The sequence below is a fragment of the Blautia sp. TM10-2 genome (assembly GCF_003480845.1).
In the GTDB taxonomy this organism is placed as follows: Bacteria; Bacillota; Clostridia; order Lachnospirales; family Lachnospiraceae; genus Fusicatenibacter; species Fusicatenibacter saccharivorans.
Genome location: NZ_QUJZ01000002.1, coordinates 147,457 through 171,976, shown reverse-complemented (window position 1 = coordinate 171,976; position 24,520 = coordinate 147,457). Strand labels below are relative to the sequence as shown.

Genomic DNA, 24,520 nt, shown 5'->3' with positions numbered 1-24,520 from the left:
CGGCTCTCTGTTTACTATTCAAACTCGATCGTTGCCGGTGGTTTTCCGGTGCAGTCGTACATGACGCGGTTGATGTGTTTGACTTCGTTTACGATTCGACTGGTTGTTCTTCCGATGACATCCCACGGGATTTCGGCGCTTTCGGCGGTCATGAAATCGGTGGTGGTGACGGCGCGGAGGGCGATGGCGTAATCGTAGGTTCTTTCATCTCCCATGACTCCGACGGAGCGCATGTTGGTCAGGGCTGCGAAGTACTGGCCGATTTCGTGGGCGATTCCGGCTTTGTCGATTTCTTCGCGCCAGATCGCGTCGGCGTCCTGTACCATTTTGACTTTCTCGGCGGTTACTTCGCCGATGATACGGATGCCAAGTCCCGGGCCCGGGAATGGCTGACGGAATACGAGGTATTCCGGGATGCCGAGCTCAAGGCCGGCTTTTCTTACTTCGTCTTTGAAGAGGTTGCGCAGCGGCTCGATGATTTCTTTGAAATCTACGTAATCCGGCAGTCCTCCGACGTTATGATGGGATTTGATGACGGTGGATTCTCCGCCGACGCCGCTCTCTACAACGTCTGGGTAGATGGTTCCCTGTACCAGGAAGTCTACAGCACCAATTTTCTTTGCTTCTTCTTCGAAGACACGAATGAACTCTTCGCCGATGATTTTACGTTTTCTCTCCGGCTCTTCTACGCCTTTTAATTTTGCATAGAAACGCTCCTGTGCGTTGACGCGGATGAAATTCAGGTCGTATGGCCCGTCCGGTCCGAAGACTGCTTCTACTTCATCGCCCTCGTTTTTACGCAGCAGACCGTGATCTACGAATACGCAGGTCAGCTGGTTTCCGACTGCTTTGGAAAGCATAACAGCTGCTACGGAGGAATCGACTCCGCCGGACAGTGCGCAGAGGACTTTTCCGTCGCCTACTTTTTCGCGGATAGCTTTGATGGATTCTTCTACGAAGGAGTCCATGTGCCAGTCGCCGGCGCAGCGGCAGACATTGTATACAAAGTTGGAAAGCATTTTCTTTCCTTCTTTGGTGTGCAGAACTTCTGGATGGAACTGGGTTGCATAGAGGTTTTTCTCTACGTTTGCAACGGCTGCTACCGGACAGTCATCCGTATGGGCGATGATCTCGAAGCCCGGAGCTGCTTTGGAGATGTAGTCGTTGTGGCTCATCCAGCAGATGGTTTTTTCGGATACGTTCTCAAACAGTGCGGAACTGGTATCTACGGTTACCTCAATTTTTCCATATTCTCTGACCGGTGCTACTTCTACTTTTCCGCCGAGCAGATGCATCATCAGCTGTGATCCGTAGCAGATGCCGAGGATCGGGATTCCAAGTTCAAAAATTTCTTTTGTATAAGTCGGGGAATCCGGCAGATATGCGCTGTTCGGGCCGCCGGTGAAGATAATACCTTTCGGCTGAATTTCTTTGATCTTTTCGATGTCTGTTTTGTAAGAATAAATCTCACAGTAAACGTTGCACTCACGTACACGTCTTGCAATTAACTGATTGTACTGACCGCCAAAATCAAGTACGATAACCGTTTCTCTTTTCAAGAACGTTCCCTCCTGTTTTTTCTTCTGTGCATGATGAACTACATGCGTTTTTTGGTTTGATGCTAATTATAGTAAAGAAACCGTAAAATTTCAACCCCTGAAGTACAGGAATCGTGTTCTTTTCGCTGTACTTCGGAGGTTTTTCTTTTTTTCGGGTCCTTATTCTCCGATGGTGATGGTGTAGCCTGCCTGGAAGGTTTCCCCGGCTTTCAGGTGCTGTTCGCCGTATTTGTCTTTTAATTCGCCGTCAAAGCCGACGTTGTCGCAGCGGCCGATCCATGGCTCGAGGCACACGAACGGGGCATCTGCTTTTGGCTTGGACCATACGCCGACGCTCGGGAAGCCTTTGCAGGTGAGAGTGACATACGGTTTTCCATCCACTTCTACGCCGACGCGCTCGACCTGGGTGTTGTCGAAGATCAGGGCGTCCTCGTCGAAAAGGGTTCTGGTGTACGGGATTCTGCCGTCCTGAAGTTTCAGTTTTCTCGGATGTGCGACATCGACGCCTGCTGTTTCCGGGTCGATCAGGACGTATTCGAGTTCGGTCTCGGTGTGGTTTTCCAGGCCTTTGTTGAAGACGATGTCATACTGTTCCGGAATCATGAATGCAGGATGTCCGCCGACGGAGAAGTACATGTCATCATCACCGGTGTTTTCTACGTTCCAGGTGATGGTCAGGGTTCTGCCGGAGAGTTCCTGGGTTACGGTGAAGGCAAAATCGAACGGGTAGACTTTTTTTGTTTCTTCGGTCGATACCAGGCGGTGTACTGTTTTGTTTTCGGTGTTTTCGATGCACTCGAATTCGTTGTCGCGGGCGAAACCGTGCTGGCCCATCGGGTATTTGACTCCTTTATGGGTGTAGAAGCCGCCGTTTACTTTTCCGACGAACGGGAACAGGACCGGTGCGTGGCGGTTCCAGAAGGCCGGATCGCCGATCCAGACTGCCTCACGGTCAGCCGCTTTATCGTAGATGCTGCTAAGTTCTGCGCCGTGATCGCTGATCTGCACGCGCAGGTTTTCGTTTTCCATGGTTCTCATACTCTGTTTCCCCCTGTTTTCTTTCATTTTTTGTAACTATTCAGAGCCATGCGAAATTGCATGGCGCTGAATAGTTACCATTTTTAGAATTTATTCCGGATAGACGAGACGGGATTCATCAATTCCGTACAAAACCTCATCCAGGTATTTTTTGCCAAGGTAATTTGCCATGGACAGATTCATATCCAGATAGTTTCCGCAGTCTTTCGGGGATGCACCCGGGACTTCGCCCTTGAAATCGCGGATAAATTCATACATTTCTATTACGAGTGAAACGATATCTTTCGAGCTGTAATCACCGGCCAACAGCAGGTAAAATCCTGTACGGCAGCCCATTGGACCAAAATATACGGTTTTATCTTTCCATTCTTCGTGATTGCGAAGGAACGTTGCGCCAAGATGCTCGATGGTGTGAACCTCAGCGGTATTCATAACAGGCTCATCGTTTGGAGATGTCATGCGCAGGTCGAAGGTTGTGATGACACTGTCACCTACGTGATCTTTTCTTGAAACGTAAATGCCTGGTTTAAGTTTGATATGGTCGATCGTAAAGCTTGCAATTTTTTCCATGACTGGTATTTTCCTTTCTTTCTGTCCTTTAATAGCTGCGGAGTTCATCATCGGTATCCGCAGTGTTTTCGATGGATTTGATGATGAGATCATAACTATAGGCATCGCTTACTTTTACAGTGACGCGGTCGCCGACTTTATGACCCAGAATGGCTTTTCCTAATGGCGAGTCGATACTGACGTATCCTTTGAGAGAATTACCACGAACGGTGGTGACAAGTTTGTAGGTTTCTGTCTCATCATCTTCTTCGATGTAAACCTGAACGGTATTGTTGATGCCGACTTCATCGTCCTTTGAGGTATCTGAAATAACGTGAGCGGTTTTAATCATTTTTTCCAGATAGCGGATGCGGCTTTCGTTGCGGTTTTTGTCCTGTTTAGCAGCTTTGTATTCAAAGTTTTCGCTGAGATCGCCCTGAGCGCGGGCTTCTTTTACAGCCTCGAGTTCTTTTGGACGGACAACCAGTTTGCGGTAGTCGATTTCTTCCTGCATTTTTTTAATATCGTTTTCGGTCAGTTTATCATACATGATTTTTCTACCTCTTTTCTTGTGAGGTTATTTTAGCACAGAATACGGCAAATTGGAAGTAGGAAGACAGCCACGGTAGAATCATGAGTAGAATCACTTTCTTACGCACCGGAACAGCAAATGTTCCGGTGCTGAATGAACTATAACGGTTCACTCAGCCGTGTCGCTTGGTTTTGAAGGCGGAGTTCCTTTGTTGTCGCTGTTATTTGGCATTTTTCCACCTTCGGGATCGCTCATTGTTTTAACAGACCGGGTTCCGGCGGTGGTGATGATGTCCGTGAGGGTGATCTCTTCGTTGTCGGTACCGGCAGCCAGAGTATACGTTGCGTCCAGTTTCATTTCTGGGCAGGTCAAAACGATGCTGGCGTAGGCTTTTTCGGGTGTGACCGTGAAGAGGGCACTTCCATCGCTGTCTGTCAGTGTGATGGTAGTGTCAGCGGACTGGGTTTCCGTACAGTAATAGGTGATAACGGGCTGGGTGGAAGCTTCGTCGAAGCTTTCCGTCATGCCGGCACTGCCGATAGCAGCTAAGGTTCCGCCGGTCACAATTGCACTTCCGTCGTAATCGAGGGCACTGTCACCATCGCTGGTCGGCCCGTACACGATCGTAGTTCCGCCGGTCACGAGAAGACCGCCGTTGGAATCAAGACCATCACCATCGGCGGATACGGTCAGGGTTCCGCCGGTAATTTTAATATAAAGCTCAGAGTTGCCTCCGCCGCCGGGGCCTCTCTGCATCATCTGTGGAGCATCGCCGTCAGACGGAGCGTTCCCCGGATCGAAGTCCTGCGGCGCATTTCCGCCAGACGGAGCGTTCTCCGGATCGAAGTCCTGCGATGGCTGCATATCGCTGCCGTTTTCTGTATCAGGCGGCATTTGCGGAGGTTCCTTTCCGTCTGCCGCACCGGATATGCTGCCATCATCACCGGAGTTTACGACAGCACTGCTATCGTCGTTTGAGCTTGCGGCATTGCTGTCATCGTCACCGGAACCGGCAGCATTGGCGCCATCGTCGCCGGAATTTGCGGCATTGATGCCATCGTCGCTGGCGTTTATGGTAATGTCACCGCCGTTGACCACGACGCGTTTTCCTTCCAGGCCTTCGTTGCTTTTTTCAACAAGGATCGTTCCGCCACGAATGACGGTGTCGAGCTCCGCATGGAAACCGTCATCACCGGAGTTTACGGTGATGGTTCCGTCATCGACAACGATGCTGCCGGTTGCATGGAATCCATCCTGTTCTGCCTTAACTGTAAAAACGCCACCGGCAATATAGATATTTCCAAGCTCTGCGTCATCCGTATTCTTCGCTTTGACCGCACTGTTTGCAGCATCAATGTCAAAGCTTCCATTCAGAATTTTAATCTGATCTTTGGCTGTGATCCCGTTGTCCGCAGCGACGATTTTGTAGGTTCCGCCGGTAATCACAAGGTCATCTTTGGATACAATCCCGTGTTTGTAGTCTGCCTCGATGGTCAGACTTCCTGTCCCGTTGCAGACAAGATCTGATTTGGAGAAGATAACGCCGTCTACCGTGTTGTCATCAATCTGAGTGTACTCGTTTCCACCGCCAAGCGTGTTGCTGCTGTTTTCAGCAAGCGTGATGAAAACTTTGTCCGCTTCGCGAACGTAGATGGCAGCATTCGTCTCACAGTTGATATGGACTCCATCGAGTACGATCTGAACCTTGTCGAAATCGGATGCGTCTACGATAATCTGGCCATCCTCAAGTGTTCCGCTTACGATGTAAACGCCTTCTTCCGTAATGGTAATTGTGCTGCCGTCTGCTTTGGCTCCGCTGCCGGAGACGGTAGCTGTCGTCTTATTAAGTGTAATTTTTACGGCTTCTGATGCTTTATAGCTTCCGCTCTTCTCACGGTCTGTGAATTCGGTATCGATGGTGGATTCGGTCAGTTCCAGATCGAAATCAATGTCGGAGGCACTTTCTATTGCATTTTCCGAAGCTATGCTCTCTGATGTGGCCGCCGCGTTGTCGGCAGATGTTTCGCCGGTTGACTCTGTACGGGCAGATTCGGCATTTACAGAGCTGGAAGATGTCACTGCTGTGCCGCATCCGCCGAAGGCCAGCAATGATACAAGAAACAGACTGACGACCGCGCCGGTCTCTTTTTTTCTGTTTTTATTTCTGTTTCGATTCATTATAATTCCTCCCTTCCGGTCTGTGCACGACTGCACAGGATTTCAAGGTTTCCGTTTCTGCAGCGGAGCTGGTCAATCATGTTTTTCTCTTCGCCTTCCTCGCGGAATACGATGCGATACTCCAGCTTGAAAAGACTTCCCATATTCGTGGTTTTTACCTGTACAAGCTCGCAACGGGTCAGATACCTGGCAAAGATATCGTCAAAAACACTGGTATAATCAAGGGACTCCGGTTCCAAGATTTCCATTGACGAGCATGATCACCATCTGTACGATCACAGGCATCAGAACAAGCGTGACAGCAAAGCTTTTGGTGCATTCACTTTTGTACCTGTAAACAGCAGCGATCAACAGTCCCAGAATCAGAGACACTGCTGTGCAGGCAAGGAACTGACCAAAGGTGAAGGCGGCGATTGTTTCTGTAAAAACGGAACTGAATATTGTGTTAAGCATAGCAAATTCCTCCCAGTATTTTTTTATTTTCTTGTCTATTCAGAGCCCCATCTCGATTCCGCTTACGCTACATCGCGATGTTGCTTCTCGCCATATGAAGTTCCAGAAAAACCGCTCATTCATGCAAGCATGATTCGCGATTTTTCTTCTATTTTGCATGGCTCTGAATAGTTACATTTTCTTTTTTTGTGAAGCAGATTATGTTTGAAAAAGGCTTTTCGCAAGCTGTAAGTCCACCCACTGCTTCTTGCTTTTCGCAATGGCCGCAGAGGACTTACCTGATTCAGCTAACGGAATGCTGTTTTTGATACGGTTTGCCGGATATCTGTGAATGGTATGAAAGCTTTTTCTTCTGATGCTTTCTGATTTTCGATCTGATAGGCAAAGCCGTATTTAGAAAATGATGCCGGATAGATTGCAAGATCATCCAGAATTTTGCTGAACCATAGGGGCACAGCACCTGGTGTTTTCACCTCCATGAGATACCAGCCTGGTTCTAAAAGTCTGGTTCCTTCCGTTGGACCGTCAAGACACAGATTGTCGGTACGCCATCGGATATTAGTGTCGAAGGTGACACGAAAGTTCCTGTCTTCCGTGCCGAAGCAGGCGATACGGTCGTAGGCGATGTACATAGCGGGAGCAAGCCCCCGGTAGTAGTTACGAAACCAGGTGATTTCGTGAAGAATCTGGCTGTCAAAGCCCGGTTCTGATTTTCCCGCAAGATAGGGAACCGCTTCTGATAATATCATGCGCTCGCGGCGTTTGTAGACGATTCCTTCATATTTTTTCTTTAGTTCTACGTAGATGGGGCTGGTCTCTTTGGCCGGACCATAACTGCGGAGTCGCAGTTTTTCTTTGTAGACGGGTTTTTCCAGCGAACGGCGGATGAGCTGGTGATCCGGGGTATCGTAATAGAGGCTGCAGATGGTATCAAGGCCGTATTCATCCATCTGCAGATGACCCGGAAGGCTCTTGCGAAGCTTGCGAGCCATGATCGGGGAAAGCATGTATTTTGTTTCATACCGTTGGAAGGTCATGGGAATCTGTTGGCTTTGCATCATAATCGATTGATCCTTTCGTTTGATTTACTTCCGGAAATGTTTTTTACATTTTTAAGTATAATGAGGAAACTTTAAAGGAACCTTAAAGAATGGACGGAAAATGTGAAAGGTTTGTGAAAAGACGGACCTCTGTAATCCGGATCGCTTTTTGAATACCATATAAAAAAAGAAAGAGCCGTTTCCGGACAAATTCGTTGGAAGCGGATTTGTTCGGAACGGACTCTTGTAGCCGATATGCAAAGTCATGAAACATATAAAATAGGAAAAGCGTCAAAAATCATCTTGGCCAGCGCTCTTTTCTGGACATGAGTGGCGCGAATGGTACATGAGGATGCGTCTGGTACCAGTAAGCTGTGGTAGCGACATCATCCTGACGTTCAAAAAGACCTCCATGACTGACGCCAATCTGCTGAAGGGTTACCTTAAGATCCTTCTCAAAAAGGATAGGATCAAGAAGGTGCCAGCGGTAGAAGCTGCGCTGTGGCATCTGATCATCATTGTGGTAATCATTATGAAGGAAGGTATCGTGGGTAGAGTAGTAAGGATAGCCAAGATACGGAGTACAGTACTGATTTTCGACGGTTTGGCCATTTTGCTGTGTTGCAAAGCTCCAGGCACCGCCGAAATAATCTTCTGTTCCGGTTCCGCAGATGGTTGGATAATCCTTGTCTCCATCGATGTAGAATTTCATCTCACCTTCTCCGTACCAGTAGCGTTCGAGGCTGGTCAGTGCAAGATAAGTTCCAACGTACTGGCCTTTCCCTTTGATGTTGTCGAGGACAACGTAGTCTTTTGCCTTTTCCGTGATACGCTGACGACGCCACTGGGCATGGAAATAGGCAGCATCTTCCGGAACCGTTGTCAGGCAATAGTCGATCTGATAAAAGAAGGCCGGAATCGGCTCATCACACTGATTTTCAATGGTAATACGGGCGTTTTTACGGAACGGCATCGGGAAATAGCTGTTGAAACCACGGGTCGGATTGACAGCAATCGGGACGGAATTTACCTGATAGGAAACACCGAAACCGCAGCAGAAGAAATCGCCAAGCGGGCATTCAACGGATGGGAATTCTTCATCGTCCCAGTACATGCGCAGAACAAGATCCCGCAGAACATAACGGTTGCGTTCACTGGTACGGTCTGTGACGGTGATCCAGATGTGCTGAATGATGCCTTCTCCCTGGATCTCACCAAGTGTTACGGTCTCTCCTGCTTCTATTTTCGGGATGCACGGGGAACCTTTTCTGGACGGACCAAGATCGCTGGATGCCATGCCGCCTTTTCCTTTTTCTCCGTTCCGGTTTTCCCAGTTGATGGAACGGGACTGTCCGCTTTTCAGCTGGAAAATGTTTTGTAAACCACAATCAAACATCATATATTCCTCCTTTTGTTTTCTTTTGTTTTCTTTTGTTTTCTTTTGTTTTCTTTTGTTTTCTTTTGTTTTTTCTCTCTTGGAAGCTTTTGATTTCTGCTTTTTTGTGTGTCTGCCTTTCCTGCCCTGCCGTCATTTTTCCGTTTTTCCGGAATTTTGTTTCTTTCATCCTTTTGCCGGAAAGACTGCTTTAAAACAGATGCCATCTCGTGTCCGCTCTGCGGTGATTTTTCCCTTATGTGCCTTTACAATTGCAGCAGCCACGGAAAGGCCGATTCCATAGCCGCCTCTTTCCCCTGGCCCGCGACGCATCCGCACGGTAGAAGAGGCCAAAGAGGCGGTTGAGATCACCTTCCGGCAGGGTATCGCAGGTATTCTGCACCGAAAATTCTGCTTTTTTGCCGTTTTTTCGCCAGAAAATGTGGATTTTTCCACCCTCCGGAGTGTATTTAACGGCGTTATCCACAAGAAGAGAAACGAGCTGGTGGATTCTTGCGGCATCCCCTTCCATATGGACTTCTTCTGCAATATCGCTCTGCAACGCGATCTGTTTCGTAACCGCAGAGGCTTCAAAGGACGTTACGGCATCCATGATGGTTTCTGACGCATTCCATGTTTTCAGCTCCAGTTCTCCGCCACCTTCCTCCATTTTGCAAGCGTCAGAAGCTGTGTTACAAGACTGTTCAGACGCTCAATCTGGTGATGAATGCTCTCCGTCCACTCGCTTAAGACCTCCAGCCCGCTTTTTCCCGGCATCATAATATCCAGGATCATGCCGTCATAGTTTCCGCTCTCTGCCCAGTCCGCAGCATCAATTCCATTATAAACAACATCTACAGAATAATGGTTATGTGTAAACACTGCTTCCAGCGCGTGCGCCATCTCTTTTTCATCTTCTGCCAGCAGCAGTCTCATATCGGTTCTCCTTATTTTGGTAATTTTCAGGATTCTCCGCCGGCGGCGGGTCGCTTCAGCGACATAATTCCCCCTCCGCCGCAGTGCGATCCTGCCCGGAGGGCTTTTTGAATTTACAGAAAAATTCAAAAACATCCGACCGGCACTTTTGCATGGGTGCTCGCAGCCGGATGTTCGGTTTGCATTCATTTTCTTTTTTTCTCTGCCCGTCTCCGCAGCAGCTCTTTTGCGCCTGCGTACAACAGAAAATATACCGTCAGAATCATGACAACTACAATCCTGTTATCTTTCAGGCTGAAAAAAGAGGTCACATTGACTGCCGCCAGAAACAGCAGCAGTGACACACTGAGATCAATTTTTTCTTTTCTGTCGGCCAGCACCATTCCTGCGGCCGCCAGAACCAGAAGAACGGCAATTCTTGCAATCAGATTTGCCATTTTGACGCCTCCTTACTGTTTCCGGAAGGTAATTTCCCCGGTTTTATCATCCATACCATCGACGATGGCAAGAGATTCCAGATGAATGCCGCGGTCACGCAGCAGTTTTCCTCCGATCTGGAACCCTTTTTCGATGACAACGCCTGCTCCTACGAGCTCTGCACCGGAATCCTGTACCAGGGTTGCCAGTCCTTCCAGCGCTTTTCCGTTTGCCAGGAAATCATCGATCAGGAGAACTTTGTCTCCTTTTCCCAGAAATTCTTTGGAAACAATGATATCATAAACTCTTCCATGGGTGAAAGATTCTACTTTTGTGGTATAAACATCGCCGGCGATATTTTTGGTCTGCGTTTTCTTTGCAAACACAACCGGAACATTAAAAATTTCAGCCACAACACAGGCAATTCCGATTCCAGATGCCTCGATGGTCAGGATTTTCGTGATCTCCTCTCCCGCAAAACGACGCTGAAACTCTTTTCCGATTTCCCGGAACAGATTGACGTCCATCTGATGATTTAAAAAGCTGTCCACCTTCAGGACATTTCCCTCGCGTACTTTTCCGTCTTTGCGGATTCTGTCTTCCAATAACTGCATTTTTTTGAAGCCTCCCGAATTTTTATTATACCCATTGTACTTACTTCTCACTGGAAATGCAAGTCCAAATCCATCAAATTTCGCACTGTCTCAAATTTTATTCATGGCAGCCGCCGGTGTCTCTGCAGCAGAGATCCTCTTTCCGGTCCAGATCCTTTAATTCCCACGCGGCTTCGACCAGGAACGGAATTACCGATTCCCAGTGCCGTTTCAGCACCTTTTTCCCGCCGCGGTCGCCGGAAAGTTCTTTTAGTTCTGAAAAATAAGGTTTTGAAAACCACGCCGGATTGCCGCTCTCGCCGCCGCAGAAAACGCAGCCAAGTGGAGCCTTCTGCATCTCCATGGATTCCAGAAAGCGCTCCGCCGTCTCTTCCTTCAGGTACGGCTGATCCGCCACAAAACACGCACAGGCATCGGCATTTTGCTTCTCCGCCGCCTCGATTCCCGCGCGGATTGTATAGGAAATTCCTTTTTCGCTGTCCGGCGAAAACACCGTCTGCAGACGCCCGGCTTTTACCAGCGGCGCAAGCTCCTCCAGAATCCTTTCATACTGCGTCACAACCAGCAGTTCCCAGTTCTCATGCCTTCCGGCAATTTGGGCCAGCCGGTCCAGCAGATGGCGGTACACCGCCTTTCCATCCAGCGGATAGAGCAGCTTATTTTCCCCGAACCGTCTGCTGTTCCCGGCTGCCAGATAAAGTATCGTTACTCGCATTCTTTTTCCGCAATTCCCATTGCAATCTGCTCGCTCGTGATCGGCAGTTCGCGGAACCACAGACCCGTCGCATTGTAGATTGCATGTGCCAGCGCCGGAGCCGGTGTGTTGATGACGATCTCGCCGATCGATTTTGCACCGAACGGACCGGTCGGCTCGTAGCTGCTCCGAAACTCGACGCGCAGCTTGCCCATATCGAGGCGGGTCGGCACTTTATACTGCATAAACGAATTATTGATCATCTGACCCTTGTCCGTGTACTGGATATTTTCAAACAGCGTCATGCCGATGCCCTGCACCAGACCGCCCTCGACCTGTACGCGCGCAAGGTTCGGGTTGATGACGGTTCCGCAGTCGACAACGGCGGCATAATCGAGAATCCTGACCTCGCCGGTCTCTTTATCCAGCTCGATCTCGACCGCACCAGCCATATAAGGCGGCGGCGATACCGGAGAGCAGTTGCTTTCCGTCGCTTCCAGCGCGATGCCGTTATTGCACATGGCCGCTGTTGCGATTTCTTCCATCGTCATGCTGCTTCCGCTCTTTTCATGCACGACGCCGGTACCGGTAAATTCTGTCTCATCTTCCGGCACGTTCATCCGCTCTGCCGCCAGGGCACAGATTCGTTTCCGAAGCGTCATGCAGGCTTTTTCCACCGCTTTTCCGGTAATATACGTCGTACTCGATGCATAGGAACCGGAGTCATACGGGGACGTATCGGTATCTGCGCCGACAACGGTAATGTCATCCACATCACACTCCAGACACTCTGCCGCCATCTGGGACAGAATCGTATCGCAGCCGGTTCCCATATCGGCCGCTGCGATCAGCATCGTATAGCCGCCGTCGTCGTTGACTTTGATTGTTGCCGATCCGACATCGAGATTGGAAATACAGGAGCCCTGCATCGCCATCGCAATGCCGACGCTGCGCACCTTTCCATTTCCCATATCACGGCACGGATATTTCTCATCCCAGCCGATCATCTCTTTCGCACGCTCCACACACTGGTCAAGCGCACAGCTGTTTGCCGTTTCGCCATAGTAAGCCGGCATGAACTGTCCCTCACGGACCATGTTCTGCTCCCGGATCCGGATCGGATCGATGCCAAGACGCGCTGCCATCTCACTGACAGCAGATTCTACGGCAAAGATACCCTGCGTCGCACCGTATCCGCGGTAAGCACCGGCTGACATTACGTTGGAATACACAACATCATACGCAAACCGGTAAGCCTCAAGAGATCCATACATCGGAATCGATTTGTGGCCGGAAAGGCCGACCGTTGTCGGTCCATGCTCGCCGTATGCACCCGTGTTGGAAAGTGTATACAGATCGATCGCACGGATTCTTCCGTCCTTCATCGCACCGAGGCGGATCGTTACTTCCATCTCATGGCGCGGTGTGGATGCTGTCTGGGACTCTTCTCTCGTAAAGATCATTTTCGACGGTTTTCCGGTTTTCCAGGTTACAAACGCCGGGAAAATTTCGGCAACCACCGTCTGCTTCGCTCCGAATCCGCCGCCGATTCTCGGCTTGGAAACACGGATCTTCGATTTCGGAATGCCGAGTGCATTGGACAGAATGCGGCGCGCATGGTAAACGATCTGGGTCGAGCTCAGCACATTCAGCCGTCCGTAGGTATCCATAAAGCAGTATGTCCGGAACGTCTCCATCATCGCCTGCTGGGCTGCGCGTACATGATACGTATGCTCTACAACCTCATCGCACTCTGCGAGCACGGCTTCCACATCTCCGTTGTGATCTTCCGCACTTGCACAGAGATTTCTCTGATTGTCCGCACCGACCGGACAGAGCGATTTCCAGCTTTCCTCCGGATGCACCAGCAGTTCATTATCCTTGGACTGATGAAAATCCAGAATGGCCGGAAGCACTTCGTACTCTACTTTCAGGAGCTTCCGCGCACGGTCCACGCATTTTTCATCTTTTCCGGCAATAATCGCCACCGGATCTCCCACGTAGCGCACATGCTGATCGAGGATCAGACGGTCATACGGGCTTGGTTCCGGGTAGGTCTGTCCTGCCATTGTAAAACGCTGTTTCGGCACATCCTCCCAGGTATAAATCGCCTCAATGCCCGGAACACGCTCTGCTGCCGTCTTTTTCACGGATTTTACGATTGCATTGGCATGCGGACTCCGCAGTACCTTGACAATCAGACAATCCTTCGGCGCCAGATCATCTACATAAACCGGCTTTCCGGTTACCAGCGCGAGGGCATCCTTTTTGATCACCGGCTTATTCACACTGCAGAGCTGATCGGTTCTTCCCGACCAGTCCGGTTCATAGATATGATTTTCTCTGCTCATGACGCACCTCCCTGCTGCTTTTTCCAGGCAAGGAAATTCAAAATTCCCCGAAGCTGTCCTTCATATCCGGAACAGCGGCAGAGATTTCCCGCCAGATATTCTTTAATTTCTTCCTCACTCGGATCCGGATTTTCCCGGAACAGCGCAATCGCATTCATAATCATCCCCGGATTGCAGAACCCGCACTGCTCGGCGCCCTGTCCGGCAATAAAGGAACCAAATTCTTCTGCTTCCTCCTGCAGGCCTTCCAGCGTATCCACCTTACATCCATTCGCCCGCGCCGCAAGCACCGAACACGACAGCACCGGTTTTCCCTCCAGAAAAACCGTACACAGCCCGCAGTTCGACGTCTCACAGCCGCGCTTCACACTGTAGCATCCCTGGCTTCTCACAAAATCGATCAGGAGCATGTCTGCATCGATCTCCGCTTCCGTCTTCTTTCCATTTAAGATCATCGAAATCTTCATCACTGCTCCTCCTTCTTCTGAATTTCTTCCATGCATCTGCGCAGCAGCACCCGTCCCAGATGATGACGATACTCTGCACTTCCGCGCATATTACTGCCATATGTAAACTGATCAGAAATCTCCGAAGCCGCCGCCTTCAGCTCCTCCGCAGATGCCTTTCCAGCCGCCAGCTTTTCCGCCAGCTCCGCCGGAAGCTCTACACGTGCCGCCTTCGCCGGTCTTGCCCCAAGCACCGCACATCCTTTTCCGTCTTCCACCCGCACCGCACACGTCAGCACCGGGAAATCCGTTCTGGAATTTCGATGACTCTGATAAACCGTAACACCCTCATGCTTCTTCACAATCAGCCTTACCAGCACATCCCTGTCTCTCTTTGAACAGGCAAACTCCGCCAGCGGCATCCGTCCCGCATAAACCAGCTCCACCTCCGTATCCAGCGCCAGAAACAGCGTCAGCACATCCGAAAATCCAAATCTGCCGAAAATACTGCCTCCCACCGTAGCCAGATTCCGGAACTGCACCCCGACAATACTCCGCACACTCTCCCGTGCCGCACCGTCGGTATAAGCATTCAGCCCCTCATGCTCCTCCATCTGCCGCAGCGTCACCATGCATCCGATGGAAAACTCCTCTTCCGACTCTTCAATCTGATCCAGTCCGAGTCCGGAAAGATCAATTGCCGTCTGCACCTGTCGCTCTCCCATCTTCGTCCAGAGCATTCCGCCTAAAATACAGGCGCTTCTCTTCTGATTCAGCTCATACGCCTCTTCCAGCGACCCCGCACGGATATAATCCTTAATTTTAATCATAGTTACCCTATGCCCTCCATTTTCAGGTTGTTTATTTCTCAATATAGAAGCCCATATATATCATATTATACCTGACCGGCTCCCCCCTTTCAACTTTTTTCTTATTTTTTCAAAAAAACACTTGCATTTTTGCTCCACATCCAGTATAATCAATCAATGTCGGAAGTCATTCTGACACAAAACAAAATACATGGACGGATTCCCGAGTGGCCAAAGGGGACAGACTGTAAATCTGCTGCAAATTGCTTCGATGGTTCGAATCCATCTCCGTCCATATGCCGCAGTGGCGGAACTGGCAGACGCCCGGGACTTAAAATCCCGTGGGTAGTGATACCCGTACCGGTTCGATCCCGGTTTGCGGCACGATTAAGAGCTCTGATTCATACGAATCGGAGCTCTTTTTCCATTCTCCCCCAAAAATCTTACGCCGATCCGCCCTAGCGGATCCAGCCCCATCTCCCGTTCCCACTACCAGCCTCGCCGCCGCGCGCCCGGTGGTCTTGCGTGATGCGCAGGGCAGCATTGGAAAAGCGGGTTGGAAAAACCAGAAAAAACGGAAGCCTTTCGAAAGACTGAAATCTGGTGCTCAACACCAGATTTCAAGGCATTCTGAGCTGGGAAATCATCAGATTTCCCGGCGAATAATGCCGGTGTCTGTCGAAAGACCTCCGTTTTTTCTACGTTTTTCCCCCGCTTTTCCACCGCTGCCCTGCGCATCACGCAAGACCACCGGGTGTGCGGCGGCGAGGCGTCCCCCAAATCCGTCACTCCTCGCATCTATGCAGTACCACTCCCGATAACGGCAGCAAATCCATCTCCAGTATGCCCGCCGGTGCCTCGATTTCTTTCTCCTCCGAAGAAAATCCCACCGCATCCGTCGCAAACACCTGCGTCAGCTTCGCCACCGAACTCCGGTTAATCCCGGTAAGCCACACCGGAATCTCCACATGCACCCTCTCATTCCGGTTATTAATTATCACAATCACCTGCTCCTCCTGATTAAACCGTCCATAAGAAAGCACATTATAATCATGGCACAAAAATTTCAGCGATCCCATCGCCAGCACCGGAAATCTCCGATGCACCGCAATCATTTCTTTATAGAATCGGATCAGCTCCTGATCCTCCTGTCCCCAGGGATACGTCCTCCGGTTATCCGGATCCGTAAACCCAACCTGGCCGGCCTCATCCCCATAATACAGCGTCGGCGCCCCCGGCCACGTCATCTGAATCACAACCGCCTCGCGCAGCACCGCCTTATTCGTATTCTCCGCAGCCGCATACGGCCCAACATTCGCCACACGCCCCACACGATGATTCGTTCTCGTGAGGAACCGCGAATGATCATGATTATCCAGCTCATTCATCGCCGTATACAGCGAAGGCGCATAAAACGCCGGCATATGATACGTCATCGCCCCGATAAAACTCTCACTGTTTCCGAGAAGTCCCTGGTTAAACTCATCACTGTGCTTCTCCATACCCGTGAGGAACCAGGAAACCGGCTCCATAAACGCATCATAGTTCATCACCGTATCCCACTCGTCGCCCTGCAGCCAGCTCATCGCATCGCCGTAGTGCTCAGCCAGAATAATTGCCTCCGGATTCGCCTCCTTCACAACGCGCCGGAACTCCTTCCAGAACTTGTGGTTAAACTCCGGGCTGTGTCCTAAGTCAGCGGCCACATCCAGCCGCCAGCCGTCCGCATTAAACGGCGGAGAAACCCACTTCGCGCCGATGCGCATAATATCCTCCATCAGCTTCTCCGAACCCTCGTAGTTCAGCTTCGGCAGCGTATCATGGCCCCACCAGCCGTCATAAAACTCATTGTACGGCCAGTTATGCTCATTATAAAACTTAAAAAACGTGTGATACGGACTGTCCTGCGCCACATACGCGCCCGGCTCATAGCCCTTTCCGGCCTCATAAATCCGCTCGCGGTCCAGCCACTTGTTAAACGAACCACAGTGGTTGAAAACGCCGTCCAGAATCACCTTCATGCCGCGCTTGTGCGCCTCCTCCACCAGGTGGATAAACAGTTCATTGCTCGCCTCCAGGTTCGCCTTGTTCGTCACACGGTCAATATACCGCGTTGCCCGCGTATTGTCCTTGTCGCCCGGCCAGAGCAGATCGCCTTCGTCGGAGACAATCTTTCCGAAATGCGGATCAATATAGTCATAATCCTGAATATCATACTTATGGTTCGACGGCGAAACAAACACCGGATTCAGATAAATGACCTGCACACCGAGATCCTGCAGATAATCCATCTTGTCAATGACGCCCTGCAGATCGCCGCCGTAGAAATTGCGGACATCCATCTGCTCCGGGAAGCGGTTCCAGTCATCCACCTTGTTGACCTGCTCACCGATGTAGCTGTACTCTCCCGTCAGCACATCGTTGGACGGATCTCCGTTGCAGAAGCGGTCCACAAAAATCTGATACATGACAGCGCCCTTCGCCCAGTCCGGCGTATGGAAGCCCGGGATAATGCCGAAAGAGTACATCTCCTGCAGCTCTCTTGTGACACCGAGCTTGTTGTAATAACAGACCACGTGGCCTGCCTGAATCTCAAAAAAATAGCGGATCGGCTCATTTCCGACCGGAATCTCGATCTCGTAATAATCAAAACCGTTCCGGACCAAACCGACCTGCATCTGTGCACGGGTGGAACCGCTGATGAAATAAACCGCATCTACATTATTTTTCAGGGTACGGAACCGGATCTTCACCGTGTCGCCCGGGTTCGGCTCAAACGGAATCTGATACTGCGGGGATTCATCGCTGTAGAGCGCATGCTTGTTGAACATCGCCCGCATCTGTGACATATACTGCTGCATTCTTGTTTTATCCATGAACTAACGCCTCTGTCTTTCTCAATCATTCATTCCTTATATTTTACCCCACACCGCCATGTAATACAACCTTTTTCTGAACACATGTAACGATTGTGTTTATTGGATTTTTATATAGTAAAAGAGCCAGCGGGGTACGCTGGCTCTTTTGGAGAAGGTATTTCTCTTATGGGGTGTAGCAAAAACTATATAATGTATTGGGGGGTTTTTACAGTTATTATAGTACCATACGTCCCTCGAAAAGTCTGCACAAATCGCGATTTTTTTTCATTTGATTCTTATTCAAAATAACGATGAATTTTTCCGGCGTTTCGGATTTTCTGTTTTAATTTGCACAAACGCCCGTAAAATCACAGAAAAAACCTGCAAAAAACTTTTTTGTTCTCTGCAGGTTTTCTATTGCAAATAAAAAGATATCAGATTTCTCCAGAAACTTCCGGTGCTGTTCCTGTCATCTGTGCTTCCTGCTCAAAAATGGCTTCGAATTCAGCACGGCTCAGCTTCTCTTTTTCCATCAGCTGCTTTGCACACTCATGCAGCACATAGGAATGCTCCAGAATAATCCGTTTCGCCTGATCGTGGCATTTCTCGATCATCTGGCGGACTTCCTCGTCGATGGCTGCGGCTACATTCTCGCTGTAGCTCTTCGTATGGCCCCAGTCGCGGCCGATGAAGACCTCGTCCGAGTCAGAATCGTAAGCGACAAGACCAAGGTTCTCAGACATACCGTACTTCGTAATCATGGAACGCGCGGTAGCCGTCGCCTGTTTGATATCCTGGGATGCGCCCGTTGTGATATCGTCGAAGATCAGCTCCTCTGCCACACGGCCGCCGAGGCATACGGTGATGTACTGCATCATTTTGCCTCTCGTCTGGAACATATCATCGTTCTCCGGCTGCGGCATCGTGTAGCCCGCTGCGCCAGGACCTGTCGGGATAATGGAGATCGTATAGACCGCCTCCATATCCGGCAGCATATGGAACAGGATCGCATGGCCTGTCTCATGGTATGCGGTGATCCGTTTTTCTTTATCCGAAATGACTTTACTGCGCTTCTCCGCACCGATGCCCACTTTGATGAAAGCAGACTTGATATCGGACTGGCGCACAAATCTTCTGCGGTCCTTTGCCGCCATAATCGCTGCCTCGTTCAGCAGGTTCTCCAGCTCTGCGCCGGTGAAGCCTGCGGTCGTCTGCGCGATCTGTTTCAGATCCACATCCTCGGCCAGCGGTTTGTTCTTTGCATGGACTTTCAGGATTTCCTCACGGCCCATGACATCCGGCGGTCCTACAACCACGCGGCGGTCAAAACGGCCCGGACGGAGAATCGCCGGATCCAGGATATCGACACGGTTCGTCGCTGCCATCACGATGATGCCCTCATTGACGCCGAAACCATCCATCTCAACGAGAAGCTGGTTTAAGGTCTGCTCTCTCTCATCGTGGCCGCCGCCCATGCCGGTGCCTCTTCGTCTTGCCACGGCGTCGATCTCATCGATGAAGATGATGCACGGCGCATGTTTTTTTCCTTCCTCAAACAGGTCGCGGACACGGGAAGCGCCGACGCCGACGAACATTTCCACGAAATCCGATCCGGAAATGCTGAAGAACGGCACGCCTGCCTCTCCTGCAACAGCTTTCGCCAGAAGGGTTTTACCGGTTCCAGGAGGGCCCACAAGAAGAACTCCTTTCGGGATTCTCGCACCGACCTGTGTATATTTCTCCGGTGCTTTCAGGAAATCGACCACCTCAACAAGGTCTTCTTTTTCCTCTTTTAAGCCCGCAACATCGCGGAACAGGACTTTTTTGTCTTTGTCGGTGGACATATGGGCGTTGCTTTTTCCAAAATTCATCATTTTGTTTCCGCCGCCTCCACCGCCGCCCATGGAGCGGTTCATCATCGACATGCCGAAAAGAAGGATCATACCGAGCAGCAGGGCCGGCAGGACGGACGTCATGAAAATGCTGTCTCTCTGGACATTCTGCACGGTGTACGTTACATCAGCATCCTCCAGAAGGCTGATAGCTGCGTTTACGTCGGTCACGTTGACCGTATAACTGTCACCGCCCTGCTCCTGTACCACGACGGAGCCGGTCGGCACTTCTTTGTTCTGGACAATCTGCGCGGATGTCACTTTGCCGTCTTTTACGGCGGTTTCAAATTTCTGCTGACTTGGGCTGCTGCCTGCGCTGATTTTTCCGGTGATGTAGAACATGGCAAGCACGATAATCACCATAAACGCCGCGTAGAGTCCAAATCCACTGCGCTGTCTGTTCATATTTTCTTTTTACTCCTCGTCTTCGTGAAACTCCACTACTCCGATGTATGGAAGATTCCGATATTTCTGTGCGTAATCCAGACCGTAGCCTACGACGAACTCGTCCGGGATATTAAAGCAGGTATAATCTACTTTGACATCGCGCACTCTGCGCTCCGGCTTGTCGAGCAGAGTACACAGGTGTACGGATTTCGGATTTCTCTTTTTCAGGATGTCGATCAGATAGTAAAGCGTTCTTCCGGAATCGATGATATCCTCCACGATCAGAACGTCTTTTCCTTCCAGCGGCTGATCCAGGTCTTTTACAATACGGACAACTCCGCTGGACTTGGTGTCATCGCCGTAACTTGATACGGACATAAAGTCAAGGCTTACCGGCACTGTGATGCGTTTTGCCAGCTCGCACATAAAGAATACGCCGCCTTTTAAAACGCAGATCAGGTGCACTTCTTTTCCTGCGTAATCGCGGTTGATCTGGTCTGCTACTTCTTTAATTCGTCTGTCTACTTCTTCTTCGCTTAATAATACTCTGATTGTCTCTTTCATCTGTTTTCCTCCTTACCAACGCCAATCTGTATCTGCAGAACTGCTTTCGTGTCTTCCCCGACACGGCCGCTCTCTCCTCTGCGATACCCCACGACCCACCAGATCTCCGGTCCGTCGGCGAGCAGCAGAATGGAATCCCGCTCCTCTTTCGGTATCTTGGCATCAATCATATAATCTTTTAGTTTCTTTTTCCCGCCTTTTGCGGTTACTCTCAGATAATCTCCGCTTCTTCTCGTGCGGAGGACAAGACCGTCTTTTATTTTATCACAGTCAAAGCATTTCGTATACTTTTTTTCTTCAATTCTTTCGGGAAAAACCGATGTTTTTTTCACAATCGTGACTGGATTTTCTGCAAATGTGAGACTTTTTTCCTCTTCCCACCCGGCCGGAACCGGAATTGGAACTTCTTCGCCGCTTTTCCTTTTCCGTTCTTCTTTTAAATGCACTCCCTGCTTTTCCAGGCGGAGCGTCTCGTATCCGCGCACGGCGGTGATTCCATACGGCAGGCAGACACTTTTTCCGACCTGCTTTTCAAAAAGTTCCCGCACAGATTCCAGATGCTCCCTGGTAAGATCCTTCCGTTTTCCCGCCAGCTGTTCCAGAACGCGCCGGATCACGTAGCGCTGCAGAAGAGGCGCTTCGCTGCTCACCGCATCACGCAGCACAACCGCATTTTTCTCTGCGGATGCATACCGCTCCATCAGCTGATCCGTCTGCTGCTCCAGATATTCCTCCGTTTCCAGCAGGTCCAGCGATGTCTGTGCCATATGCGCGGCGGCACGCGGATTGACCTCTTCGGTCAGATACGGCAGCACATGGTGGCGGATTCCGTTCCTCGTGTAAGCATCCTCTGCATTCGTGCTGTCCTCACACCAGGAACACTTCCGGCTTTCCAGTTCCTGCCGGATCTCTTTTCGTCCGACGCAGAGAAGCGGACGGATCACATTCCCCCGCACGGGGCGTAAGGAGGCAAGTCCGGCCAGCGACGTTCCCCGTGCCAGGTGATGCAGCATCGTCTCCGCAACGTCATCCTGGTGATGGGCGAGCGCAATTTTCACTGCCCTCTGCTCCTTTGCGCACGCTGCAAAAACTTCCTGCCGCGCCGCGCGTCCCGCCTCCTCCGTCGAGAGATGCTTTTCTTTTGCGATCTTCTCCACGGGACAGGAATAGAGATAGAACGGAACATCATATTCCCGGCACAGATTTTCTGCAAATGCCGCATCCCGCCCGGCTTCCGCGCCGCGCAGGTTATGGTTGACGTGGACAGCCAGCAGCGAAAAGCCAAGCGGCTCCTGCAGTTCCCGCAGCAGATGAAACAGGCAGACGGAATCCGCGCCGCCGGAGAGGCCGAGCAGCACGCGTTCGCCTGCCGTTACCATATGATACTGTTCCATAAAGGCTCTTACTTTCTCTCGCATCCTTCGTTTTTACTCCTATTTTTTCCAGATTCTGGCGACCAGAACCGTCATATCATCCCGTGCGCGGCAGCCGCCGAGGCGCAGCACGCGTTCCAAAAGCTCCCGGGCAAATTCCCGCGGCTCGCTGTTTTTCACTTCGAGAAGAAGCTGCTTCATCTGCTCCGTCCTGTCCCCGGGCAGCGCGTCCAGCACTCCGTCCGTCATCATCACAAGATAATCACCGTCGTACAGCTTTTTCGTTGTGGTATCAAAATCCGTCTGGGAAACAAGACCTGCGGCAAGACTGGTCGACTCCACAACCTCCACCCACGTATCCCGCCTAAGGAACGTCGGCGATGCACCTCCTTTCAAAAAGCTGCAGACGCCTGTGTAGAGATTAATCGAAGCAACATCAAACGTGGAAAACATCCCTTCCTTTGGCTGCAGCAGAAGCATCGAATTGATCATCCGTGCCGCCATGATCCGCGGGAATCCGGCGCGCAGGAACTGTTCAAACAGCTCCACCACCGTCTCGCTCTCCCTGTTTGCCTCGATCCCGGAACCCATGCCGTCCGACAGGCAGAGGACAAACTGGCCGTTTTCGCAGAGCACACTGTAATTGTCCCCGGAGATACTCTCCTGCTCCTTGGTGATGCGTCCCACACCGTAGAGAACCTGGAATTTCACATCCTCCTGAAACAGCACCGTCTGGTATTCTCCGCTTAAGACCTGTGCCCCGTCGCGTACCGCAACCATCGGGATTCCACACAGGGAACCGATCAGTTCCGCCGTCTGGCGAAGCGTGATCCGGCAGTGACGGCCCGCTTTGACCGTCATATAGATCTGTAAATGCTCTTTCGGCCGCTCCTGGAGCCAGATTTTCTGGACGAAAGCCCCGTTTTTCTTCATCTGGCGGCAGATTTTTTCCGAGAGCTCATCCGGCAGACTGTTGAGGCTGTACAGATCACACGCGGCGCGGTCCATAATCCCGGCGACTTCACTTAACTGTTCTGCCACCACGCGGCGGCTCTCCGCCACACGCCCCGACCAGAGCGCCGTCTGGCGTTCCTGCTGGTAGCGGTTCCAGAACAGTTCCAGAAAGCGGGAGCCGTTCAGGCAGGAGGCGTTCCATTCGCCTTTTGCACGGCTGATCTCGTCCTCATCCCCGTCGGCGATTGTCTGAAGAAGTTCCTGGCACCGCTCGCGCGTCAGGTTTCCGTACTGCTCCCAGCACCACGACGCCTTCGCACAGCGGCTACAGACTTCCTGCTGTTCTTTTTCCAGAATCTTGTCCACCCGGCCCGTCTCCGGCATCACACTTTTTGACGGCATCTGGTAAAAGCTCTCTGCCAGAACGCGGAACGAATCGGCGTAGTGCTCCATCTGCAGTTTCTGCGGATGATTGTCATAGACGGCCGCTTCCCGGCGGCTTCTTCTGGCTTCCAAAAAAATTTTAGCCATGTCCCCTGCTGACAGCAATGCGCCGATCAGGAACATGGCAATGATCCACTCCGGCATGTTCCGCTCCTCCTCTCTTTGTTCTGGACTTCAAAGGGGACTGCGAAATCATGCCCTTTCTTTATCTGTTTTGTTTATTTCGACTGGGATTCTTTAAATAAAATCTCATTATCCTTTACCATGCCAAGTTTTTCTCTTGCCGTTTTTTCTATGTACTCATCGGTCTGCATGTATTCTTTCAAGGCGGTAATATCATCGGTGCGCTGCTTCTCCTCTTCAATCTGGCTGTCCAGACTGGAAAGACGGGATGCATTTGCATTGACCTTCTGCTGAAGGCTGATTCCCTTTACGGTAAGGACTGCAACCAGGCAGCATAGGACTATGGTAATTGAGAACTCTGTTGTACGGCTCTTCTTTCTGACTTTTTTCTTTCGGCCAGAATTCTTTTCTTCCCTTTCTTTCATTCTTTTCTTTACCCTTGCTTTCTATTTTCCAACCATCTGCAGCCAAACTATCTGTTGTTTTTCGTCCGCAGACTTGTTTCTTTTGTTCTTACATGTGTAGTTACATCTTACCGTTCTCCCCATGAAATTTCAACCTTTTTCTCCGTTTTTTCATACTTTTTACCAGCCATTTTCCTGGAAAAGCGAGGATTCGCCCTGCTTTTTTGATTCCCTTTGCCAGAAGTTCCGGAAGAAAGCGTCCAAACGATGCGTGGTACAATGCAGCGCCCCCAAGGATGCCGCCAAACAGATACCCACGGAGAATGCCGCTGTTCTCTCCGTAAATCCGTACAAACAGATACAGCGCTGCCGCAATCCAGTAGCAGAGGTCCTCTGCAGATACCGCCGCATGGCTGTGGCGGATCAATTTCCGCGCTGTCTTGATCAGATCGTACCAGAACCCCAGGACTGCCCCCTGCCAGATGGAACAGGCGAGCAGAATCAGCTCCCGGGTGACATACGCACTCATT

At 50.8% G+C, this 24,520-nt stretch carries 25 protein-coding genes and 2 tRNA genes; 2 read left to right on the top strand and 25 right to left on the bottom strand.

Annotation, left to right across the window (positions count from 1 at the left end):
• Positions 1-14: 14 nt before the first annotated feature.
• The 18 genes from guaA to DXD92_RS02760 form a co-directional block, all read right to left on the bottom strand.
• Positions 15-1,559: a glutamine-hydrolyzing GMP synthase gene (gene guaA / locus DXD92_RS02835; RefSeq protein ID WP_055218727.1), complete on the bottom strand. Its 1,545-nt coding sequence runs from the start codon at positions 1,557-1,559 to the stop codon at positions 15-17.
• A gap of 159 nt (positions 1,560-1,718) precedes the next feature.
• Entirely contained in the window at positions 1,719-2,597 is an 879-nt protein-coding gene (locus DXD92_RS02830) for an aldose 1-epimerase family protein (RefSeq protein WP_055218725.1), read from the bottom strand.
• A gap of 90 nt (positions 2,598-2,687) precedes the next feature.
• Positions 2,688-3,167, bottom strand: coding sequence for an S-ribosylhomocysteine lyase (locus DXD92_RS02825; protein ID WP_022462125.1), 480 nt, complete (start codon positions 3,165-3,167; stop codon positions 2,688-2,690).
• A gap of 28 nt (positions 3,168-3,195) precedes the next feature.
• Positions 3,196-3,696, bottom strand: a complete 501-nt coding sequence (locus DXD92_RS02820) for a GreA/GreB family elongation factor (protein WP_022462124.1) — start codon at positions 3,694-3,696, stop codon at positions 3,196-3,198.
• 150 nt (positions 3,697-3,846) lie between these two features.
• Positions 3,847-5,856 (bottom strand): carbohydrate-binding domain-containing protein, encoded by a 2,010-nt coding sequence (locus DXD92_RS02815; protein ID WP_118640005.1) that lies wholly within the window; start codon positions 5,854-5,856, stop codon positions 3,847-3,849.
• On the bottom strand, positions 5,856-6,104 hold the full coding sequence (locus DXD92_RS19610; protein ID WP_330410107.1) for a hypothetical protein: 249 nt from the start codon (positions 6,102-6,104) through the stop codon (positions 5,856-5,858). The genes DXD92_RS02815 and DXD92_RS19610 overlap by 1 nt, the downstream gene beginning before the upstream one ends.
• Complete coding sequence (locus tag DXD92_RS19605) at positions 6,076-6,309, bottom strand: hypothetical protein (protein ID WP_330420985.1); 234 nt, start codon at positions 6,307-6,309, stop codon at positions 6,076-6,078. The genes DXD92_RS19610 and DXD92_RS19605 overlap by 29 nt, the downstream gene beginning before the upstream one ends.
• Before the next feature lie 287 nt (positions 6,310-6,596).
• Positions 6,597-7,370: a polyphosphate polymerase domain-containing protein gene (locus tag DXD92_RS02805; RefSeq protein ID WP_118640004.1), complete on the bottom strand. Its 774-nt coding sequence runs from the start codon at positions 7,368-7,370 to the stop codon at positions 6,597-6,599.
• Between the two features lie 277 nt (positions 7,371-7,647).
• Positions 7,648-8,745, bottom strand: coding sequence for a glycoside hydrolase family 172 protein (locus tag DXD92_RS02800; protein ID WP_055218718.1), 1,098 nt, complete (start codon positions 8,743-8,745; stop codon positions 7,648-7,650).
• Entirely contained in the window at positions 8,738-8,914 is a 177-nt protein-coding gene (locus DXD92_RS18430) for a hypothetical protein (RefSeq protein ID WP_158581100.1), read from the bottom strand. The genes DXD92_RS02800 and DXD92_RS18430 overlap by 8 nt, the downstream gene beginning before the upstream one ends.
• A 66-nt stretch (positions 8,915-8,980) precedes the next feature.
• Positions 8,981-9,394 (bottom strand): ATP-binding protein, encoded by a 414-nt coding sequence (locus DXD92_RS02795; RefSeq protein ID WP_118640003.1) that lies wholly within the window; start codon positions 9,392-9,394, stop codon positions 8,981-8,983.
• The gene (locus tag DXD92_RS19245; RefSeq protein WP_118640087.1) at positions 9,364-9,660 is read right to left on the bottom strand and encodes a response regulator; all 297 of its coding nucleotides are present in this window, start codon (positions 9,658-9,660) and stop codon (positions 9,364-9,366) included. Before DXD92_RS19245 ends, DXD92_RS02795 begins: the two co-directional genes overlap by 31 nt.
• A 185-nt stretch (positions 9,661-9,845) precedes the next feature.
• Complete coding sequence (locus DXD92_RS02785) at positions 9,846-10,097, bottom strand: hypothetical protein (protein ID WP_022462118.1); 252 nt, start codon at positions 10,095-10,097, stop codon at positions 9,846-9,848.
• A gap of 12 nt (positions 10,098-10,109) precedes the next feature.
• Entirely contained in the window at positions 10,110-10,691 is a 582-nt protein-coding gene (locus DXD92_RS02780) for a xanthine phosphoribosyltransferase (RefSeq protein WP_055218716.1), read from the bottom strand.
• A 97-nt stretch (positions 10,692-10,788) separates the two neighbouring features.
• Positions 10,789-11,406, bottom strand: a complete 618-nt coding sequence (locus DXD92_RS02775) for a nucleotidyltransferase family protein (RefSeq protein WP_055218714.1) — start codon at positions 11,404-11,406, stop codon at positions 10,789-10,791.
• Complete coding sequence (locus DXD92_RS02770; protein WP_082424482.1) at positions 11,397-13,736, bottom strand: xanthine dehydrogenase family protein molybdopterin-binding subunit; 2,340 nt, start codon at positions 13,734-13,736, stop codon at positions 11,397-11,399. Before DXD92_RS02770 ends, DXD92_RS02775 begins: the two co-directional genes overlap by 10 nt.
• Positions 13,733-14,203: a (2Fe-2S)-binding protein gene (locus tag DXD92_RS02765; protein ID WP_022462114.1), complete on the bottom strand. Its 471-nt coding sequence runs from the start codon at positions 14,201-14,203 to the stop codon at positions 13,733-13,735. The genes DXD92_RS02770 and DXD92_RS02765 overlap by 4 nt, the downstream gene beginning before the upstream one ends.
• Positions 14,203-15,012: an FAD binding domain-containing protein gene (locus tag DXD92_RS02760; RefSeq protein WP_118640002.1), complete on the bottom strand. Its 810-nt coding sequence runs from the start codon at positions 15,010-15,012 to the stop codon at positions 14,203-14,205. The genes DXD92_RS02765 and DXD92_RS02760 overlap by 1 nt, the downstream gene beginning before the upstream one ends.
• Positions 15,013-15,204: 192 nt before the next feature.
• On the opposite strand from DXD92_RS02760, the gene DXD92_RS02755 reads away from it, so the two are divergent.
• Positions 15,205-15,286 (top strand) — tRNA-Tyr (locus tag DXD92_RS02755).
• Positions 15,287-15,289: 3 nt separating this feature from the next.
• A tRNA-Leu gene (locus tag DXD92_RS02750) sits at positions 15,290-15,375 on the top strand.
• A 401-nt stretch (positions 15,376-15,776) separates the two neighbouring features.
• On the opposite strand, the gene DXD92_RS02745 is transcribed toward DXD92_RS02750, so the two are convergent.
• The 7 genes from DXD92_RS02745 to yabQ all read right to left on the bottom strand — a co-directional run bounded on the left by DXD92_RS02745 (position 15,777) and on the right by yabQ (position 24,519).
• Positions 15,777-17,867, bottom strand: coding sequence for an alpha-glycosidase (locus tag DXD92_RS02745; protein ID WP_118640001.1), 2,091 nt, complete (start codon positions 17,865-17,867; stop codon positions 15,777-15,779).
• Between the two features lie 416 nt (positions 17,868-18,283).
• A complete protein-coding gene (ftsH, locus tag DXD92_RS02740; RefSeq protein WP_022462111.1) occupies positions 18,284-20,146 on the bottom strand; it encodes an ATP-dependent zinc metalloprotease FtsH in 1,863 nt (620 codons plus the stop codon).
• 9 nt (positions 20,147-20,155) lie between these two features.
• Positions 20,156-20,692 carry a hypoxanthine phosphoribosyltransferase gene (gene hpt / locus DXD92_RS02735; protein ID WP_022462110.1) on the bottom strand — a complete coding sequence of 179 codons (537 nt, stop codon included), beginning with the start codon at positions 20,690-20,692 and terminating at the stop codon, positions 20,156-20,158.
• Entirely contained in the window at positions 20,689-22,110 is a 1,422-nt protein-coding gene (tilS, locus tag DXD92_RS02730) for a tRNA lysidine(34) synthetase TilS (protein ID WP_118640000.1), read from the bottom strand. The genes hpt and tilS overlap by 4 nt, the downstream gene beginning before the upstream one ends.
• A 15-nt stretch (positions 22,111-22,125) precedes the next feature.
• Positions 22,126-23,607: a SpoIIE family protein phosphatase gene (locus DXD92_RS02725; RefSeq protein WP_055218705.1), complete on the bottom strand. Its 1,482-nt coding sequence runs from the start codon at positions 23,605-23,607 to the stop codon at positions 22,126-22,128.
• Positions 23,608-23,681: 74 nt separating this feature from the next.
• On the bottom strand, positions 23,682-24,011 hold the full coding sequence (locus tag DXD92_RS02720) for an FtsB family cell division protein (RefSeq protein WP_118639999.1): 330 nt from the start codon (positions 24,009-24,011) through the stop codon (positions 23,682-23,684).
• Between the two features lie 100 nt (positions 24,012-24,111).
• Positions 24,112-24,519, bottom strand: coding sequence for a spore cortex biosynthesis protein YabQ (gene yabQ / locus DXD92_RS02715; RefSeq protein WP_118639998.1), 408 nt, complete (start codon positions 24,517-24,519; stop codon positions 24,112-24,114).
• Between the last annotated feature and the right edge of the window lies 1 nt (position 24,520).

Excerpts from the sequence above, each read along its gene's own strand:
- DXD92_RS02830 (WP_055218725.1), bottom strand. The coding sequence starts at position 2,597 with ATGAGAACCATGGAAAACGAAAACCTGCGCGTGCAGATCAGCGATCAC.
- DXD92_RS02825 (WP_022462125.1), bottom strand. The coding sequence starts at position 3,167 with ATGGAAAAAATTGCAAGCTTTACGATCGACCATATCAAACTTAAACCA.
- DXD92_RS02820 (WP_022462124.1), bottom strand. The coding sequence starts at position 3,696 with ATGTATGATAAACTGACCGAAAACGATATTAAAAAAATGCAGGAAGAA.
- DXD92_RS02815 (WP_118640005.1), bottom strand. The coding sequence starts at position 5,856 with ATGAATCGAAACAGAAATAAAAACAGAAAAAAAGAGACCGGCGCGGTC.
- DXD92_RS19610 (WP_330410107.1), bottom strand. The coding sequence starts at position 6,104 with ATGGAAATCTTGGAACCGGAGTCCCTTGATTATACCAGTGTTTTTGAC.
- DXD92_RS19605 (WP_330420985.1), bottom strand. The coding sequence starts at position 6,309 with ATGCTTAACACAATATTCAGTTCCGTTTTTACAGAAACAATCGCCGCC.
- DXD92_RS02805 (WP_118640004.1), bottom strand. The coding sequence starts at position 7,370 with ATGATGCAAAGCCAACAGATTCCCATGACCTTCCAACGGTATGAAACA.
- DXD92_RS02800 (WP_055218718.1), bottom strand. The coding sequence starts at position 8,745 with ATGTTTGATTGTGGTTTACAAAACATTTTCCAGCTGAAAAGCGGACAG.
- DXD92_RS18430 (WP_158581100.1), bottom strand. The coding sequence starts at position 8,914 with ATGAAAGAAACAAAATTCCGGAAAAACGGAAAAATGACGGCAGGGCAG.
- DXD92_RS02795 (WP_118640003.1), bottom strand. The coding sequence starts at position 9,394 with ATGGAGGAAGGTGGCGGAGAACTGGAGCTGAAAACATGGAATGCGTCA.
- DXD92_RS19245 (WP_118640087.1), bottom strand. The coding sequence starts at position 9,660 with ATGAGACTGCTGCTGGCAGAAGATGAAAAAGAGATGGCGCACGCGCTG.
- DXD92_RS02785 (WP_022462118.1), bottom strand. The coding sequence starts at position 10,097 with ATGGCAAATCTGATTGCAAGAATTGCCGTTCTTCTGGTTCTGGCGGCC.
- DXD92_RS02780 (WP_055218716.1), bottom strand. The coding sequence starts at position 10,691 with ATGCAGTTATTGGAAGACAGAATCCGCAAAGACGGAAAAGTACGCGAG.
- DXD92_RS02775 (WP_055218714.1), bottom strand. The coding sequence starts at position 11,406 with ATGCGAGTAACGATACTTTATCTGGCAGCCGGGAACAGCAGACGGTTC.
- DXD92_RS02770 (WP_082424482.1), bottom strand. The coding sequence starts at position 13,736 with ATGAGCAGAGAAAATCATATCTATGAACCGGACTGGTCGGGAAGAACC.
- DXD92_RS02765 (WP_022462114.1), bottom strand. The coding sequence starts at position 14,203 with ATGAAGATTTCGATGATCTTAAATGGAAAGAAGACGGAAGCGGAGATC.
- DXD92_RS02760 (WP_118640002.1), bottom strand. The coding sequence starts at position 15,012 with ATGATTAAAATTAAGGATTATATCCGTGCGGGGTCGCTGGAAGAGGCG.
- DXD92_RS02745 (WP_118640001.1), bottom strand. The coding sequence starts at position 17,867 with ATGGATAAAACAAGAATGCAGCAGTATATGTCACAGATGCGGGCGATG.
- ftsH (WP_022462111.1), bottom strand. The coding sequence starts at position 20,146 with ATGAACAGACAGCGCAGTGGATTTGGACTCTACGCGGCGTTTATGGTG.
- hpt (WP_022462110.1), bottom strand. The coding sequence starts at position 20,692 with ATGAAAGAGACAATCAGAGTATTATTAAGCGAAGAAGAAGTAGACAGA.
- tilS (WP_118640000.1), bottom strand. The coding sequence starts at position 22,110 with ATGCGAGAGAAAGTAAGAGCCTTTATGGAACAGTATCATATGGTAACG.
- DXD92_RS02725 (WP_055218705.1), bottom strand. The coding sequence starts at position 23,607 with ATGCCGGAGTGGATCATTGCCATGTTCCTGATCGGCGCATTGCTGTCA.
- DXD92_RS02720 (WP_118639999.1), bottom strand. The coding sequence starts at position 24,011 with ATGAAAGAAAGGGAAGAAAAGAATTCTGGCCGAAAGAAAAAAGTCAGA.
- yabQ (WP_118639998.1), bottom strand. The coding sequence starts at position 24,519 with ATGAGTGCGTATGTCACCCGGGAGCTGATTCTGCTCGCCTGTTCCATC.